A 16,294-nucleotide genomic window follows, 5' to 3' on the forward strand; every position below is an offset into this window, starting at 1 on the left:
CATGCCTCGAATGGTCTTTTTTTGTTGTATGGACGCACTATATCAATGGAAAAACCGTGATAAAAGCCTCAAATCAAGGTTAAGAGAAGGTTAGCGATTACGCAAACGTTTAGGACGGGAATTACTGATAATTTTACTTATTGTGTTGATTGATAATAACGATGGTATTAATAGCTCTCACATCATTGAAAGTGGGGGAATATTTACATATGATTGAAAATGATAATTATTTTCAAGTGTGATGTTTATGTATTTTCTTATTAGCTTGCTCGTATTTTTTTTACTGTATATCAGGACAAAGCCGAATTCGTGGTGCTCGGGAATTCATATTGTGAGCCACATTTTCATGGTTATATTTTGTCCAACGATTTATGTCATTCAATATTTAATCGTCACGTTTTTCTCGTCACCAATATTGATTAAGTTTTCATCACGTTCAGGTGTATACAACATTCTTATTGCTTTTCTTCCATTATTGATTGCAACCGGTAGTTTGGCGTTTAGCTGAGCGTTTTCATCTATCTTCTTTTTTAAAACGACTACACTTATACGGAATAAGATATCAATTTCATATAATTAATCGATATTGCGGTGTTAGGACATGTGTCACATTTCTGTGACTACTAGTAAGTTTTACTTACTTTGCTCATTAGTGCGCCATTTATCGATTGTTTAATGAGTTGATACTTAGTCTAATCGTCTAAAGGTGTGCAGTATGCCGCACTAAATCATTTAAAAACTATCTAAAAAGGTTAATGGGAAACGTAGGCCATTAGCGGAGGTCAGATGAGTACGCAAACCGTGCCGCAGAACGCGATTGTAAATGCTGTCAAAGGTGAAGTCTTGGTTTTAGGTCTGGATGGAAAAGTCAGGTCTATAAAAGCGGGGGATGAGTTAATATCTGGCGAAGTGATCATTACTGAAAATAACGCTTCTCTTGATGTACAGATACATAATGAGCTGTATCTGGTTGATGCTAATTGTGTCGCGTGCCTTCCAGAACCTTCTTTTGAACAACCAGAAACCTTGCTGCAATCTCCAGTTAATGGCCAGGTTACTTTCGATCCAACAGCTATCGAAGGTGCTAACTTTGACGCTAATGATGTCGCGGCTATCCAACAGGCCATTTTAGATGGTGCTGACCCGACTGCTATTTTGGAAGCAACGGCTGCTGGTGCTGGCGCTGAAGGCTCAGCCAATGCTGGCTATGTGACCGTTGAATATAATAATCCGGAAGTACTTGCCTCCACCTTTTTTGAGACGTCAGCGACTCGTAGCGGTGTAGAAGAACGCGATGAAGCTGATGATTTAGATGTCACTATTTTTGCCGATGGCGGACAATCACTGCAATCTAGCATAACAGAAGGCTCAATTTCTCTATCAAGCTACCCGCAAACCATTTCTTCTAGTGTGCTGATTGAAGCAGGGGATCTCGCACTTGATACCGCTTCATTTGTACCTGAAACGTCCTCATTAGAGTCTCTGTTAACCGAGCTAAATAGTGATATTACCTCTGCTGGTCAGCCAGTGGCGTTCGTTTATGACGAAGCGCAAAATGTCATTATCGGCACTCAAGAAGGTAACGAAGTGCTTCGTATAGAGATCGAAGCGACATCTTTAGGCCGTGATTTAGAGTTAGAGGTCGTTACCACGATTAGCCAGGGCATTGACCATGTCGCTTCTGTTGCTGATGGTCAAGTTTCCATCTCCGGTGATCAAATCAATATCGCTTTTGACATTACAGGCGCAGATATTGGTGGTAACAGTATTCAAGCACCTATCGATTTCACGACAACCGTTATTGATGGCGATGATCCGGCGCCGCAAAACGTTACTTTCGAAAACGTTGAATCTTCTTCTACTCCGATTACTGGCACCTTTGTTGATATTGGTAGTGATCAATTGGCAACGGTCACATTTAATCAAGAAGGACTTAGTCAATTTGATGGCCTATTGAGTGATAATCAGGCAACAGAGGCGGTACTCTCTGAAGACGGCAGCACTATCACCCTGTCCATTGCAGGCTCTAATGAAACCGTTTTAACCATCAGTCTGAATACTGATGGTACCTACCAATTTGAGCAATTTAAGCCGTTAGAACAAACAAACGGTGAAGATACGATTGAGCTCTCTTTGCCAACCACAATCGTCGATTTCGACCAAGATACGGCAAGTAACACCTTTACGATGACCATCCTTGATGGCGATAACCCGGTGATTGAAAACGTGACGGGATTGTCTTTAGACGAGGCGGGGGTTGACCAAGGTTCACAGGAAGGCGCGGTAGTAACAAGTGGCTCTGGGTCGATCACGACATCGGTCGGTAGTGACATCATTGATCACTATGAGTTGGAACCTACAGAGTTTAATGTTGGTGGAGAACTCCAATCTCAAGGGCAGGTTGTTCAACTGGAACTCGCGTCCGAGAGTAACGGCGTGCGCACTTACGAAGGCTTCATCGAGTTGGATGGCGTGCGTATTACCGTATTTGATGTGGCGATCGATGCCCCTGCATTGGGCGAATATCAATTCAACTTGTATGAACAACTCGACCATACGGGTGCTAATGATGATGCGCTCACTTTCTCACTGCCAGTTTACGCGGTAGATGCGGATGGCGATCGCTCCTCGATTACCGACGGTTCGAACACACCAGAAGCGGCGCAAATTGTCATTCAAGTTCAAGATGACGTTCCTTCGATTGATGGCGTTGATGCGCTAGCCGTCGATGAAGACGATTTATCAAGCATCGGCTCTGATCAAAGCGATTCTGTGCTCGCGCAAGGCAGTTTCACGACGACTCAGGGCTCAGACCGTGTTGTAAGTTATCAATTAGAGAGCGGCACTGATCCACTCAATGGGTTGGAATCACAGGGTCGATCTATCTCTCTGACGGAAACTGTCAACTCAGATGGCAGCTTTACCTATTCTGCAACGGCAGAAGGGGACGCTATCTTCACCTTACAAGTGAACCCTGATGGTTCTTATTCATTTAGTCTTGAAGGCCCAATCGATCATGCTGTGGGTAGCGATAGCTTAACTCTAGACTTCACGATTGTCGCAACGGACTTTGACGGTGACACCAGTTCACTTGTTCTACCGGTAACCATTGCTGATGATGTGCCAACCATTAACGACGTTGTTGCTCTTACCGTCGATGAAGATGACTTAAGTTCGGTAGGCTCTGACCAATCACAGCCAACGCTGGTTGAAGGTCAGTTCACGACGACTCAGGGTTCTGATGGCGTCGTACAGTATCAGTTGGATGTAAACGCTGATCCTTTAAATGGCCTGCAATCTCAAGGGCAAACCGTCTCCATTGCCGAAACGCAAAATGCAGACGGCAGTTACACTTACAGCGCAACGGCAAATGGCAGTGCAGTCTTCACATTGATTTTGAATACCGACGGCTCGTACAGTTTTGAGCTGCAAGGTCCAATCGACCATGCGGCAAATAGCGACAGCTTAACCCTTGATTTTAGTGTTATTGCTACCGACTTCGATGGTGACACAAGCCAAATCGTACTGCCTGTTACCATCGTGGATGATAAACCGACCATTACCGATGTTGATGCGATTACTGTTGATGAAGATGATTTAGGCACGATTGGCTCAGATCAGACAGACCCGATTTCAATCGATGGCAACTTCACCACCACACAAGGCTCGGACCGAGTAGTGAGCTATCAGCTCGATGCTTCTGCAACACCAGTTGACGGCCTTACATCACAAGGCGTTGCAGTCACGCTAACTGAAACCGCAAACGGTGATGGCAGTTTTACCTACCAAGCAACAGCAGGTACTGAGTCGGTCTTTACACTGACAGTGAACACTGATGGCTCTTATAACTTCACGCTAGAAGGGCCAATTGATCATGCTGTCGATAGCGACGAGTTGACGCTCAACTTCCCAATCATCGCGACCGACTTTGATGGTGATACCACAAACGCGACTATCCCTGTCACCATCGTGGACGATAAGCCAGTGATTACTGACGTAGATGCCATTACGGTTGATGAAGATGATCTAGCATCAATAGGTTCAGACCAAAGCAATCCGATTTCTATTGATGGTAGTTTCACCACCACGCAAGGCTCAGACCGTGTGGTGAGCTACCAACTCGATGCTTCATCAACACCGGTTGACGGTTTAACATCTCAAGGTGTGGCGGTAACGCTAACAGAAACCGCAAATGGTGATGGTAGTTTCAGTTATGAAGCGACTGCGGGTGGTAACCCAGTATTTACTCTGACAGTAGATACTGATGGCTCTTATAACTTCACACTTGAAGGTCCAATTGATCACGCGGTTGATAGTGACGAGTTGACACTCAACTTCCCAATTATCGCAACCGACTTTGATGGCGACACCGTTACTGAAACCATTCCAGTCACAATTGTTGATGATGTACCGACCATCACAGCGGTGGATGCGTTGAGTGTCGACGAAGACGACCTTAGCGGTGTGGGCTCGGCCCCAGGCGGCGATCTGTTCGTTGAAGGGGCGTTTACCACCACTCAAGGCTCAGACCGAGTGGTGAGCTATCAATTGGATTCAACAGCCGATCCTGTTGCGGGCCTGACGTCTCAAGGTGAGGCGATTACCTTGGTGGAAACCGCGAATGGTGACGGCAGCTTTACCTATGTCGCGACCGCAGATGGTAATCTTGTTTTTACCCTAAACGTCGCAACGGATGGTACGTACGACTTTACGCTTCAAGGACCAATCGACCATGCGGCCAACAGCGACAGCCTAACCATTGATTTCCCGATTATTGCCACCGATTTTGATGGTGATACGGCCACGGCAATTATTCCAGTCACGATCACGGATGATGCACCAATCATCGATAATGTCGTGCCTCTGTCTGTCGACGAAGATGATTTATCAGGTATTGGCTCAGACCAAACTGACGCTGTGTTTGTTGAAGGCGCGTTTACGACCACCCAAGGTTCAGACCGTGTGGTGAGCTACCAACTTGATTCAACTTCTGATCCTGTTGCAGGCTTAACTTCTCAAGGCGAGCCAGTTACTCTGGTAGAGACTGCGAATGCCAATGGCAGCTTTACTTACGTTGCTACCGCGGATGGCAATCCGGTCTTCACTATGGATGTGAATGCTGATGGCACATACAACTTCCGTCTGGAAGGGCCAGTCGATCACGCGTTAAACAGCGATGAATTAGTTCTGAACTTCCCAATCATTGCGACGGATTTTGATGGCGATACGACGACTGCGACCATTCCAGTCACCATTACTGATGACGTTCCAAGCATCGACAACGTTGTTCCACTGACAGTAGACGAAGATGATCTCGCCACAATTGGCTCAGACCAAAACGATGATGCGTTTATGTCTGGTTCGTTTAGTACGACAGAAGGCTCGGACAGCGTTGTTAAATACCAGCTTGATGCAACCGCGGATCCTCTAGCAGGGTTAACTTCTCAAGGTGAACCTGTTGTGCTTGCTGAGACGGCAAACGGTGATGGTAGCTTTACTTACACTGCCACAGCAGATGGCAATGCCGTATTTGAATTAGTGCTGAAGCCAGATGGCAGCTACACCTTTACTCTGCAAGGTCCACTAGACCATGCGATGAATAGCGACAGCCTACAAATCGATTTCCCGATTATCGCAACAGACTTTGATGGCGACACTTCAACTAAAATACTGCCTGTCACTATTGTTGATGATCAGCCAAGCATCACTAATGTTGATGCGATCAGCGTGGATGAAGATGACTTGGCGACGATTGGTTCTGATCAAAACGAGTCCGTGTCGATTGATGGTCACTTTGTCACGATGGGCTCTGATCATGTTGTGCGTTATCAGTTAGACGCGTCCTCTAACCCTGTTGATGGCTTAACCTCACACGGGGTTGTGGTGACAATGACGGAAAGCGCGAATGCGGATGGCAGTTTCACCTATACCGCTACCGCAGGATCAGAAGCCGTATTTACCTTGACGGTGAACAGCGACGGCAGTTACAACTTCACGCTTCAAGGTCCAATCGACCATGCGGTAGACAGTGATGAGCTAAAGTTGAACTTCCCAATCATCGCGACAGATTTTGATCGTGATACCACCACAGAAACGATCCCAGTCACCATCGTGGATGATAAACCGACCATTACCGATGTTGATGCGATTACCGTTGATGAAGATGACTTAGGCACGATTGGCTCAGACCAAACTGACCCGATTTCAATCGATGGCAACTTTACCACCACACAAGGCTCGGACCGAGTGGTGAGTTATCAGCTTGACGCTTCTGCAACACCAGTAGCTGGCCTTACATCACAAGGCGTGGCGGTCACGCTGACTGAAACCGCAAATGGCGACGGTAGCTTTACTTACGAGGCGACGGCGGGGAGTGAAGCGGTCTTTACACTGACAGTGAATACTGATGGAAGCTATAACTTCACGCTTGAAGGGCCAATCGACCATGCTGTTGATAGCGACGAGTTAACGCTCAACTTCCCAATCATCGCAACAGATTTTGATGGCGACACGTCTGCTGAGACAATTTCTGTCAAGATCGTTGATGACAAGCCGACACTTGGTGGCATCGAAGCAACAAGTGTGCAAACGGTTGACGAGGACGATATCCCAACAGTGGGATCTGATGGTACGCAGGCGAACAGCATTGCCGGTAACTTCATCGCGACTGATGGCTCTGATGGCATTGTGGAGTACGGCGTTTCTGACCTAACGACGCCAGTACAAGGCCTAGCCTCTGGTGGTCAATCATTGGTTATGGTTGAAGTATCAAACGCAGGTGGTGTTTCAGTTTACGAAGCACGTATTGATGGCACGACGACACCAGTATTCCGTGTGACCCTCGATGCCTCTGATGACAGCTACACGTTCGATTTGCTGGCTCCTCTCGATCATCCAAATGCTGATGGCCAAAATGAACTGGTCATCAATTTGCCGATAAACGCGACGGACTTTGATGGAGACGTGTCGAACGACATCACCTTACCAATTACGGTTGTGGATGATGTTCCGACCATTGATGGTTTACTAGCAGGCAGCGAACAAACCGTTGATGAAGATGACCTACCAGCAGGTACTGATGCTGCAAGTGCAGAAGATACTGTTATTTCAGGTACTTTTGATATCACCGAAGGTGCTGACCAAGTTGCTTCTATTCAGCTTAGTGACCTGACCACGCCTGTTGCGTCACTGACTTCAGATGGTGAAGCTATTAGCTTAGTTCTGTCTTCTAGCGCAAACGGCGTAAACGTATACCAAGGTGTCGCTGGTAATCCTGCTGAAGTGGTGTTCGAACTGACGTTGGATGCAACGAACAACACCTACGAGTTCGATTTACAGAAGCCGCTTGATCATCCAGATGGTAATCAGCAAAACGAGATTGTTATTAACCTCCCTGTGACCGCGACAGATAATGATGGTGATACTTCACCAGCCTTCACATTGCCAATTACCGTTGTGGACGATGTTCCAGTTGTTACCAATATTGAAAGTCTACGTGTCGACGAAGATGACTTACCTCTTGGTTCTGATGGCACGAAAGAGCCATTAACGGTATCAGGTGAATTTGAGGTTACTAGCGCAGATGGTATTGATGCGTTCGAATTAGATCTAAGCTCAAACCCTATCCCGAATCTGAAATCGGGTGGAGAAGAGGTAACACTTTCTCAAGACGTTGGTGCCTCAACTGCTGACGCACTTGTTTACGTAGGGCAAACTCCGGGTGGAGTGACGGTCTTCACGTTGACACTTCATCAAGATGGTAAATACGACTTTGAGTTATCTGGTCAGTTAGATCACGCGGTTAACTCCGATGAGATTTTGTTGAATCTACCTGTGAAGATCACGGATGGCGATAACGATACCATCACAGCGACCTTGCCAGTGACCATCGTAGATGACAAGCCAACCATTGACTCTATTAGCTCTGGTAGTACCTTGTCTGTGGATGAGGATGATATTCCAAGCCAAGGTTCGGACGACACGCCAGAATCCAATATCATTGGTGGCAATTTTGAGGTTACCGATGGTGCCGATTCTATCGTTAGCTTCCAGTTGGATAGTTTAACATCGCCTGTTTCGGGCCTTACCTCAGGTGGTCAACCGCTTGATTTGGTTGAGTTTTCAAATTCAAACGGTGTGATTGAGTACCGAGCTTATGTACAAGGTACGACGGACACCGTCTTTAAACTGACGCTAAATGGCTCAGCTGACAGTTATGAATTTGAACTGTTAGGTGCACTTGATCATCCTGCGGGTAACGATGAAAACTCGTTGGTCATTAACTTCCCAGTCAACGCGACCGATTTTGATGGCGATGTGTCCAATAACATCACCTTGCCGATCACCGTGGTGGACGATGTTCCAGCTATTGTGAAAGTGACAGACTCTAGCCAGCAAACCGTTGATGAAGATGATCTTGCCGGTGGCTCTGATACGACAAGTAATGATTCTACGGTATTGAACGGCGGATTTGAGGTCGTTGCTGGTGCAGACAAGATTGTCAGCTACCAAGTTTCTGACCTCGATGCAGTCGTGTCTGGCTTAACGTCGAACGGCAGCAGCATCGAGTTGAATCTAGTAGGCACGAATGGCGGAGTAACCAGTTACGAAGCGGTGATTACTGGCACATCAACTAAGATCTTCACGCTGTCTCTTGATGCGAATAATGACAGCTACCAACTTGAGCTGTTGGGACCAATCGACCATGACGCTGTTCAAGGTGAAAACAACCTTGTCATTGATATCCCAATTACAGTTACAGATTTTGATGGTGACACGTCATCATCACTGAACCTTCCAATCACCATCGTTGATGACGTTCCTGAAATTAAATCAGTATATCCTTTGGCTGTTGACGAGGATGATCTCGCTAATGGCTCTCAGGCAACCAACAAAAACAGCCTAGAAGCAACGGGCAATTTCGATACGGTGGAAGGGGCAGATACCGTTGTCTCTTACCAGTTGGATCTTACTTCTAACCCGATCCCAGGAGTCACTTCAGGTGGTTTTGCGGTGACGTTAGTTCAAACCGCGGTAAGCAACAACAACTTTACTTATCAAGGTCAAACACCTGATGGTAACTCAGTGTTCACGCTAGTTTTGAACGCTGACGGCTCTTACAAGTTTACGCTTGAGGGGGCGCTAGACCACTCAACCCAAGGCGAAGATACACTCATACTTGATCTCCCAGTCTTCGCGACCGATGTCGATGGCGATACGGCAGGTATTAACTTACCAGTGACGATTACCGATGATGTTCCAACCTTGTACGATGCATCTATTTCGCGTGTTGAGGGACAAGGCAGCCGCACGGTTCACTTATTCCAAGACCCTGTAGAAGGTGATGATGATCTTGGTGCTGACGGCGCACAAATAACTTCATTTTCGGCTGATGATTCAGGCATTTACTTTAAGCAAAACGGTGTTGATTCCGATTCTGTCGATTTGAACGGCAGTGACCAAGTTGTTTACGTTCACAAGGTTCTTGACGGAGTGGATACTGAAATCGGTCGTTTGGTTGTTCGAACTGATGGCAGTGTGTCATTCCGTCCGAATGACGATCTTGACCATACCGAAACCGACTCGATTGATTTCACCATCAACGTTGTTGCAACCGATGGTGATGGCGATATCGCAGATGCCGATGTGGATATCTCGATAAGAGATCGTAATGCGCAAATTGACATGTCTACCGTTACTGCGTTCGAGGACCAAGGGCGTGATGGTGTCGTTGTGGGCGTTGACTCTGCAAATACTCAGGACAACTTGTCGACGCTGGATGTTAACCCGGCGAAAGTCGATTTGGTTATCAATTTACATGATATCGACCGTAACGAGAGCTTAGGTGACATCACTATTCGAGATGCTGATACTCACAACGGTACGTTCTACTACCGAGACGGTAGTGGCAACTACATTGAATTAACATCTGTGGGCAATACGGTTGTTCTCGACGCATCAAATGTCGAGCAGTCATTCAATGGTGAGCTTGTCTCGTTAGATAACTTGTACTTCGTACCAGATCGTCATACATCAACCGATGCTTCTGGTATCGATCCTCGTATCCGTGTGGAAATTCTTAACAATGGTACGCCAGATCATACGATTAATGGTCGTTTAGACATTGAAGTTGCTGCCGTTGCAGATATTGCGACTTGGACGACGAGCAGCGAGTTTAACTATTCTGTCGATGAAGACGGAAACAACGTCGCACTTAATATCACGGCGGAAACTCAGGATACTAGTAATCCTGAAGATATAGTGTACGAGCTCATCTTTACACAAGGAGAAGGTAACGCGGAGTTAGTTTATTCGGATGGTAGCGCGATTCCAAAAACTGGTGGTGTTTATCTCGTAGATGCCAGCCGAATTGGTGACGTTCAAATTGATCCAATCGATAATTTCTCGGGCGAAATCAAGATTGATGTAACCGCGATTACAACAGAAAACAATAATCCGTTATCAGGGAAGGAAACGGCACGTTCAGAGACAGAAACTATCATCATTGATGTTAACCCAATCGCGGACCCAGGTAGTTTTACGGTCAACCGAATCAATGTCTTTGAGGATAACGCTCGAACTCAAGACACCGTCAATCCTGTCACGGATCATGATCCACTTCAGTTAAGTGAAGTGATTACCATGAAGCCGTCTGCGGATTTAGATGGTTCTGAAGCACTGTTTGTGCGTATTTCTGACTTCTCAATTGATGGCGTTACGTTAGTGTGGCTTGATTCAGCAAACCCAAGTCAAATCGTGGAAGTGACCGATTCAAGCGGCAATGTACTCTATTACGAAGTGCCAGAATCTGAGTTAGCCAACGTCGAAGTGCTTCCTCCGTTGCACAGCAATGATGACTTTACTTTCAACGTTGAAGGTATCGTCAAAGACACGGCATCGTTATCTAATGGGGTTGCCGAAGATATTTTGTCACTAGGCAGCAAAACAGTGATCGTCGGTGTGAAAGGCGTAGCTGACATACCATTTATTGAGCTGAATGATAAATCAGGGATCTGGCATGAGTTTAATGACGGCAATGTAAGAGGTATTGAGACTAATATTGATGAGAATGGTCAAGTAGAGTTGGGCTTTAGTGTCATCTCTGGCGAGTTACCAGATAACCCGAATGACCACTCAGAGTCGGTTACGGTTCTGCTGTCCAATATTCCTGCAGGTGTTGAGGTATTTGATAGCGATGGTGCATCCGTCGATCTGACTTTTGTCGGCTATGACGCGCAAAATCAGCCAATCTATGAAGCCAACATCACCACGGCGAATATTAATTCTGGAATTGTTATTAAACCGGAAGCGTCATCGACGGAGAACATTCATATTACAGCGACGACGATCGTCACAGAGAATGATGGTCACAGTCGAACCTCATCGGGTGAGATCCGAATTATTGTCGCTCCTGTCATTGATGCGCAAGATAACTACACGGTTCAATCAGAAGGTGATGAAGATACACGCTTTAATATTGATTGGAAGCCAACGCTGGCTCAAAGCCCTGATACAGACGAGTTCTTTAGTGATGTGACGATTTCTGGATTTCCTCCAGGCAGCACGGTTTATGTCGATGGCGTAGCACAAACATTGGTTTCTGGAACATTAACACTTTCGCCACTAGCGAACGAGTCGGAGCAAGACTTTTCTGCTCGAATCTCTCAAAGCGGGTATGTCCAGGTGCAATTAGAGCAAGACTCTAGTAGTGACTTTGATTTGAATACTACGGTGACGGTGAAAGAGATTGACCACGAATATGTCGATGCTTCTAATCCAGGGCAGGGAATTGCAGAAAAAACCATCAATGGCATGGTGCATGTCCAAGTCAATCCAATCGTTGAGCCAGAAAATACAACAGGATCGCTAGACGCCCAGACACGTTTGCTTGTTACTGAAAGCACTGGCGTTATCACTGACATCGTGAAGTCAGACGGTCAAGGGAACATTGATTTTACGATCAATACTTCAACGGGTGGGGAGTCTGGTGCGAATATCATCAAATACCAAGAATTTGACGCCTCTTCAGATGAAGTAGTGACTCAGCTTGTTGTTCAGTTCCACAATGTCGACCCTGAGATTCTCAATCAATTGGTCATTGTTGGTGCATTGAACGAAGGCGGCGGTCGATGGACAGTCATTGACGAAGAAAACTTCTCGATTAAAGCGCCTTCGGGTCTTGATTTAACGCCAAACGACGACAGCGATGATGGTGACAACGGCGGTCTATCTCAAATTGGGTTAACCATCTATGCCGAGGTCAACGATTTAGGTGAAGATGCCGTTGAAAAAGACGCAACAGTAGTAAGAGAAACTGACGTGACACTTGAGTTTCCGACGGTTCTCACGCCGCAAACGAGTGTTGCCGCTGAAATTCAGGTGGCTGATGACGTCCAAATTGAAGCATCAGAAGATAATGCGATCGACCTTGGCACTCAATTGACGTCGAAAGTCGATGCGATTAATGCGGATGGTGTGGAAGATGTTTTGACTGTTGTTATTGACCCATCTGCACCCGGTATTCCTCCAGGCTTGGTGATAACAGGCACTGATATCGATTTTGTCAATGGTAAATACGTTTTCCAAGCAGATATTGATGCTAGTGGCAATATCACAGGTTTGGACGGTTTAACAATGCACTTGGCAGAAGATTACGCTGGTGATTTCGAATTGCCTGTGAGGTTTGTCACCAAAGACACAGAGTCTGGCGACGAAAAAGAAAACAACGTGCGAATTCCAGTCCAGGTTTTACCGATCGCAGATGTGCCTAGTTCGGCGGATGATCAGCCATTAGATGGTGATGTTACACCAAATGTGACAGTGGATATCACAGGTACTCTCGGTTTAGACGCTAACAAACAACCAGTTAATGACCTAAATAACGATGTACCAACGGCGGATGGTGTGGGTTATGAAGATGGTTTAATCCAACTTAATCTAAATGTCGATTTTGCCGACCGTTATAACAATATCCAAGGTGGTCAGGAAACGCTAACGAATATCAAGTTAGAGCTCGATGACACAACACTGGGGGAGTTTGTTGACGCAAATGGCAATAGCTTAGGTACAAGTATTGAGTTTAATGAAGCAGAGATTTTAGCGGGTGCGCTTGATAATGTTCTGTTTAAGCCGAAAGAAAATTATCCCGTAGGTGGGGGACAAAACACCGTCAAGATTAATATCGAAGGAGAGATCACGGACGAGGCTGTATTTGATCAGTCTATCCTAAATAACCCTGGCGATAATATCGACATAAGAACTTTTACTGATGACGTGACATTCGAAGTTACGCCAGTGGTGGACGATATTACGATTACAGGTGCCGATCCTACGAAGCCAATTACCGTGGTTGGTGACGAAGATACTTTAATTTCGTTGAATCAATCGGGCTCAGGGGTTTCGATCAGCTTAAACGATAATGATGGCTCTGAAAGTTTCGTTTCACTCAAGTTAACAGGGATCCCTGATGACTTTGTCGTGCAATCCAATTCCTCTGATTATGTTGTTAAGAACAACGGCGGAGGAGAATGGAGTATTCAGCTAAAAGACCTTACTCAGACATCCGTTGATTTGAGTGACATCCAAATCAAACCGCCGAAAAACTTCAGTGGCGAGGCAGAGATTGGCATTACCGTGTTCATCCAAGAAGAATTGTTACAAGTACCAACTGAGCGAACTAATAACTTTACGCTGGTTGTGAATCCTATTGGCGATGATGTCGATGTGAATCCTGATACTTCAGCTGCGGGGAATGAGGGAGAAGATATTGTTATCAACGTCAATGCGTTGGTGGTTGATAACAAAGAGTCCATCGGAGATGGCGCAACCTACCAGGAAAATGATCCAGAGACGCTGAGAGTTGAGATTTCAAATGTCCCTGATGGGGCGAGTGTTTCATTACCTGATGGAACGGTGTTTACTGACCAAGGAAATGGCGTCTTCGTATTAGAAATCGATGCTCAAGATTTGGATCAAGTGGTCTTTAATTCTGGTGATCGAAACGATAACTCATGGGGAGGGTCACTGCATTTCAAAGTGCAAGCGGTTGATACCGGGCTCGATGGTCGACAAAGTTTAGGTTCAGCCGAGGAGTTTGACGTAGCTGTTGATGTTGAAGCGGTGAATGATCGACCGGAGTTCGTGAATGTCATTAACGTTGAAACACCAGAAGACAACGCTATCCTGCTGGATACATTTGGTATTTCGGATGTGGATGCGGTACTTGATGATCCTACCGCAGAGTATGTCTTGAATATTGCTGTCGATAGCGGTTACTTGGCGCTCAATCCATCGATTATTGCCAATTACGGATTGACGGTTTCAGGAGACGACACGGGTTCAATTGAACTGAAAGGAACCGTATCTGACCTTAACGCCGCTATCGCTGATGGTTTAGTGGAGTTTAACCCAGCGCTTAACTTGTTTGGTAACGTCAATGTCGACATCTCTGTCGATGACCAAGGCAACGAAGGTATCGTGATTAGCGGTGTCGATGAAACACTCAATTCAAATAGCAGCCAATTTGTAATTGAAGTCACAGAGGTGAATGATGCGCCAACAACATCTGAAGTGACGTTGACAAGTATTGATGAAGACAGCGGCGCTGTTATTGTTACCGCAGCGGACTTGCTGGTTAATGCGGTTGATATTGAGTCGGACAATTTAACCGTTAGCAATGTTACGCTTGTCGACCCTGCAGCAGGGACGCTTACTCAACTGAGCTCAACGGAGTGGAGCTTTGAACCTGCTCCTGATTTTTACGGGGATGTAAGCTTTAATTACGATATTACGGATGATGGCATGACCAATGGCGTCTCGGATCCGAAGACCGTCAGTGGCTCAGCCGTGATGACAGTGCAGGCGATTAACGATGCTCCGGAGATTGATGGCTCAATGGTCACAAATACGATTGTGGAGTCATCGGATCAAAAAATCTCAGGTATCGAAATTACCGATGTTGATTTTGCAGGTGTTCATGAGAATGAAATCATGACGGTGTCACTCAGCATCGATGAGGGTGATATAAGTGTCGTTGTCCCGGCGGGGAGTGGCATTACTCAAGGCGTTGGTTTAGCAGGTGAAACTGTACTGATGGGGACTTTGTCTCAGCTTAATAGTCTTTTCGCTTCGACGGATCCGGATGTCGGTGTATTTATTGATGCCAGTGACGTGAACAGCAATTCTATTGCGCTTACCGTTACCGCTGATGACAACGGTATCTTCTATGACAACTTAACGGGTACCTCACTACAAACATCAGAAACGTTTGATATTAACGTAACGCCGGTCGCTGACGTACCAAACTTGGCCATTGATCAGAACTTTAGTTACATTCAAAGAATTAGTGCGAGTCAAAGTGCAAGCCGTCAAGGCATCGCGCTGGTGGGTATTATGGCGGCGTTGACCGATGTCGATGAAGTACTGGCCTTAGAGCTCACTGGCGTGCCAAGAGGAGCCACTATCACGAGTGAAGCTACAACATCGAATATCAGCTTTGATGGTACAACATGGACTGTTCCAGAAGATGAAATTGATACGCTACATATCAATAATGCGATCCCGGGAGATTACGATATTACATTGACTGCGGTTTCTACTGCATCAAATGGTGACCAAGCGTATTCAACGCCATTAGATATTAATCTAAACGTTACGCTAAATAATCAAGATATTGATCAGTCTGCTGAAAGTGAAGACAGCTATCTTATTGGTAGTGATGCAGGCATTACTTTAGCAGCAGGTACGGGAGATGATTATATCCTAGGAGGAGATGGAGATGACGTGCTTATTGGTGGACTAGGCTCTGATATTCTGACTGGTGGTGCGGGTAGCGATATCTTTAAATGGACAGAAGACACGGTGGATAATGGTGCGATTGACACCATCACTGACTTTAGCGTCAATGAGGACACCATTGACCTCAAAGACGTGATCGCTGATTTGAATGATCCAACGGCAGGTATTGATGATTTACTTGCGCACATTCAAGCCGATTACGACGCATCAACAGAAAATGTTTCTCTGAACATTACGACGGATGCAAATGTCCAGCAAACCATTGTTGTGGAAAACTTAGGTACATCGATAGACTTCAACGGTCTTAGCTCCAATGAGATTGTAGAGTCATTGCTGAATCACGGTGTTATTGATAACGGATAAATTTGGATTCAACATAAAACGGGCGGCTTTAACAAGGCGTCCGTTTTTATTGGGAGTTATTGGTTTTTATCGAGACTTATTGAATCGAAATAGCACAACATTAGGTAGCAAAAGAGGGCTTGTTACGGATTTGTAG

General features: G+C 45.8%; 1 protein-coding gene. It reads left to right on the forward strand.

Annotated features, from left to right (window positions below; all coding sequences use genetic code 11):
* Positions 1 to 786 precede the first annotated feature (786 nt).
* Entirely contained in the window at positions 787 to 16,158 is a 15,372-nt protein-coding gene (locus NL645_RS01930) for a retention module-containing protein (protein WP_253651073.1), read from the forward strand.
* Positions 16,159 to 16,294: the final 136 nt, after the last annotated feature.

Origin of the sequence: Vibrio sp. Y51_MX_L26 (assembly GCF_024181935.1) — a bacterium.
In the GTDB taxonomy this organism is placed as follows: Bacteria; Pseudomonadota; Gammaproteobacteria; order Enterobacterales; family Vibrionaceae; genus Vibrio; species Vibrio diabolicus.

Bases quoted from the DNA above. Each gene is read 5' to 3' on its own strand.
- NL645_RS01930 (WP_253651073.1), top strand. From the start codon at position 787: ATGAGTACGCAAACCGTGCCGCAGAACGCGATTGTAAATGCTGTCAAA.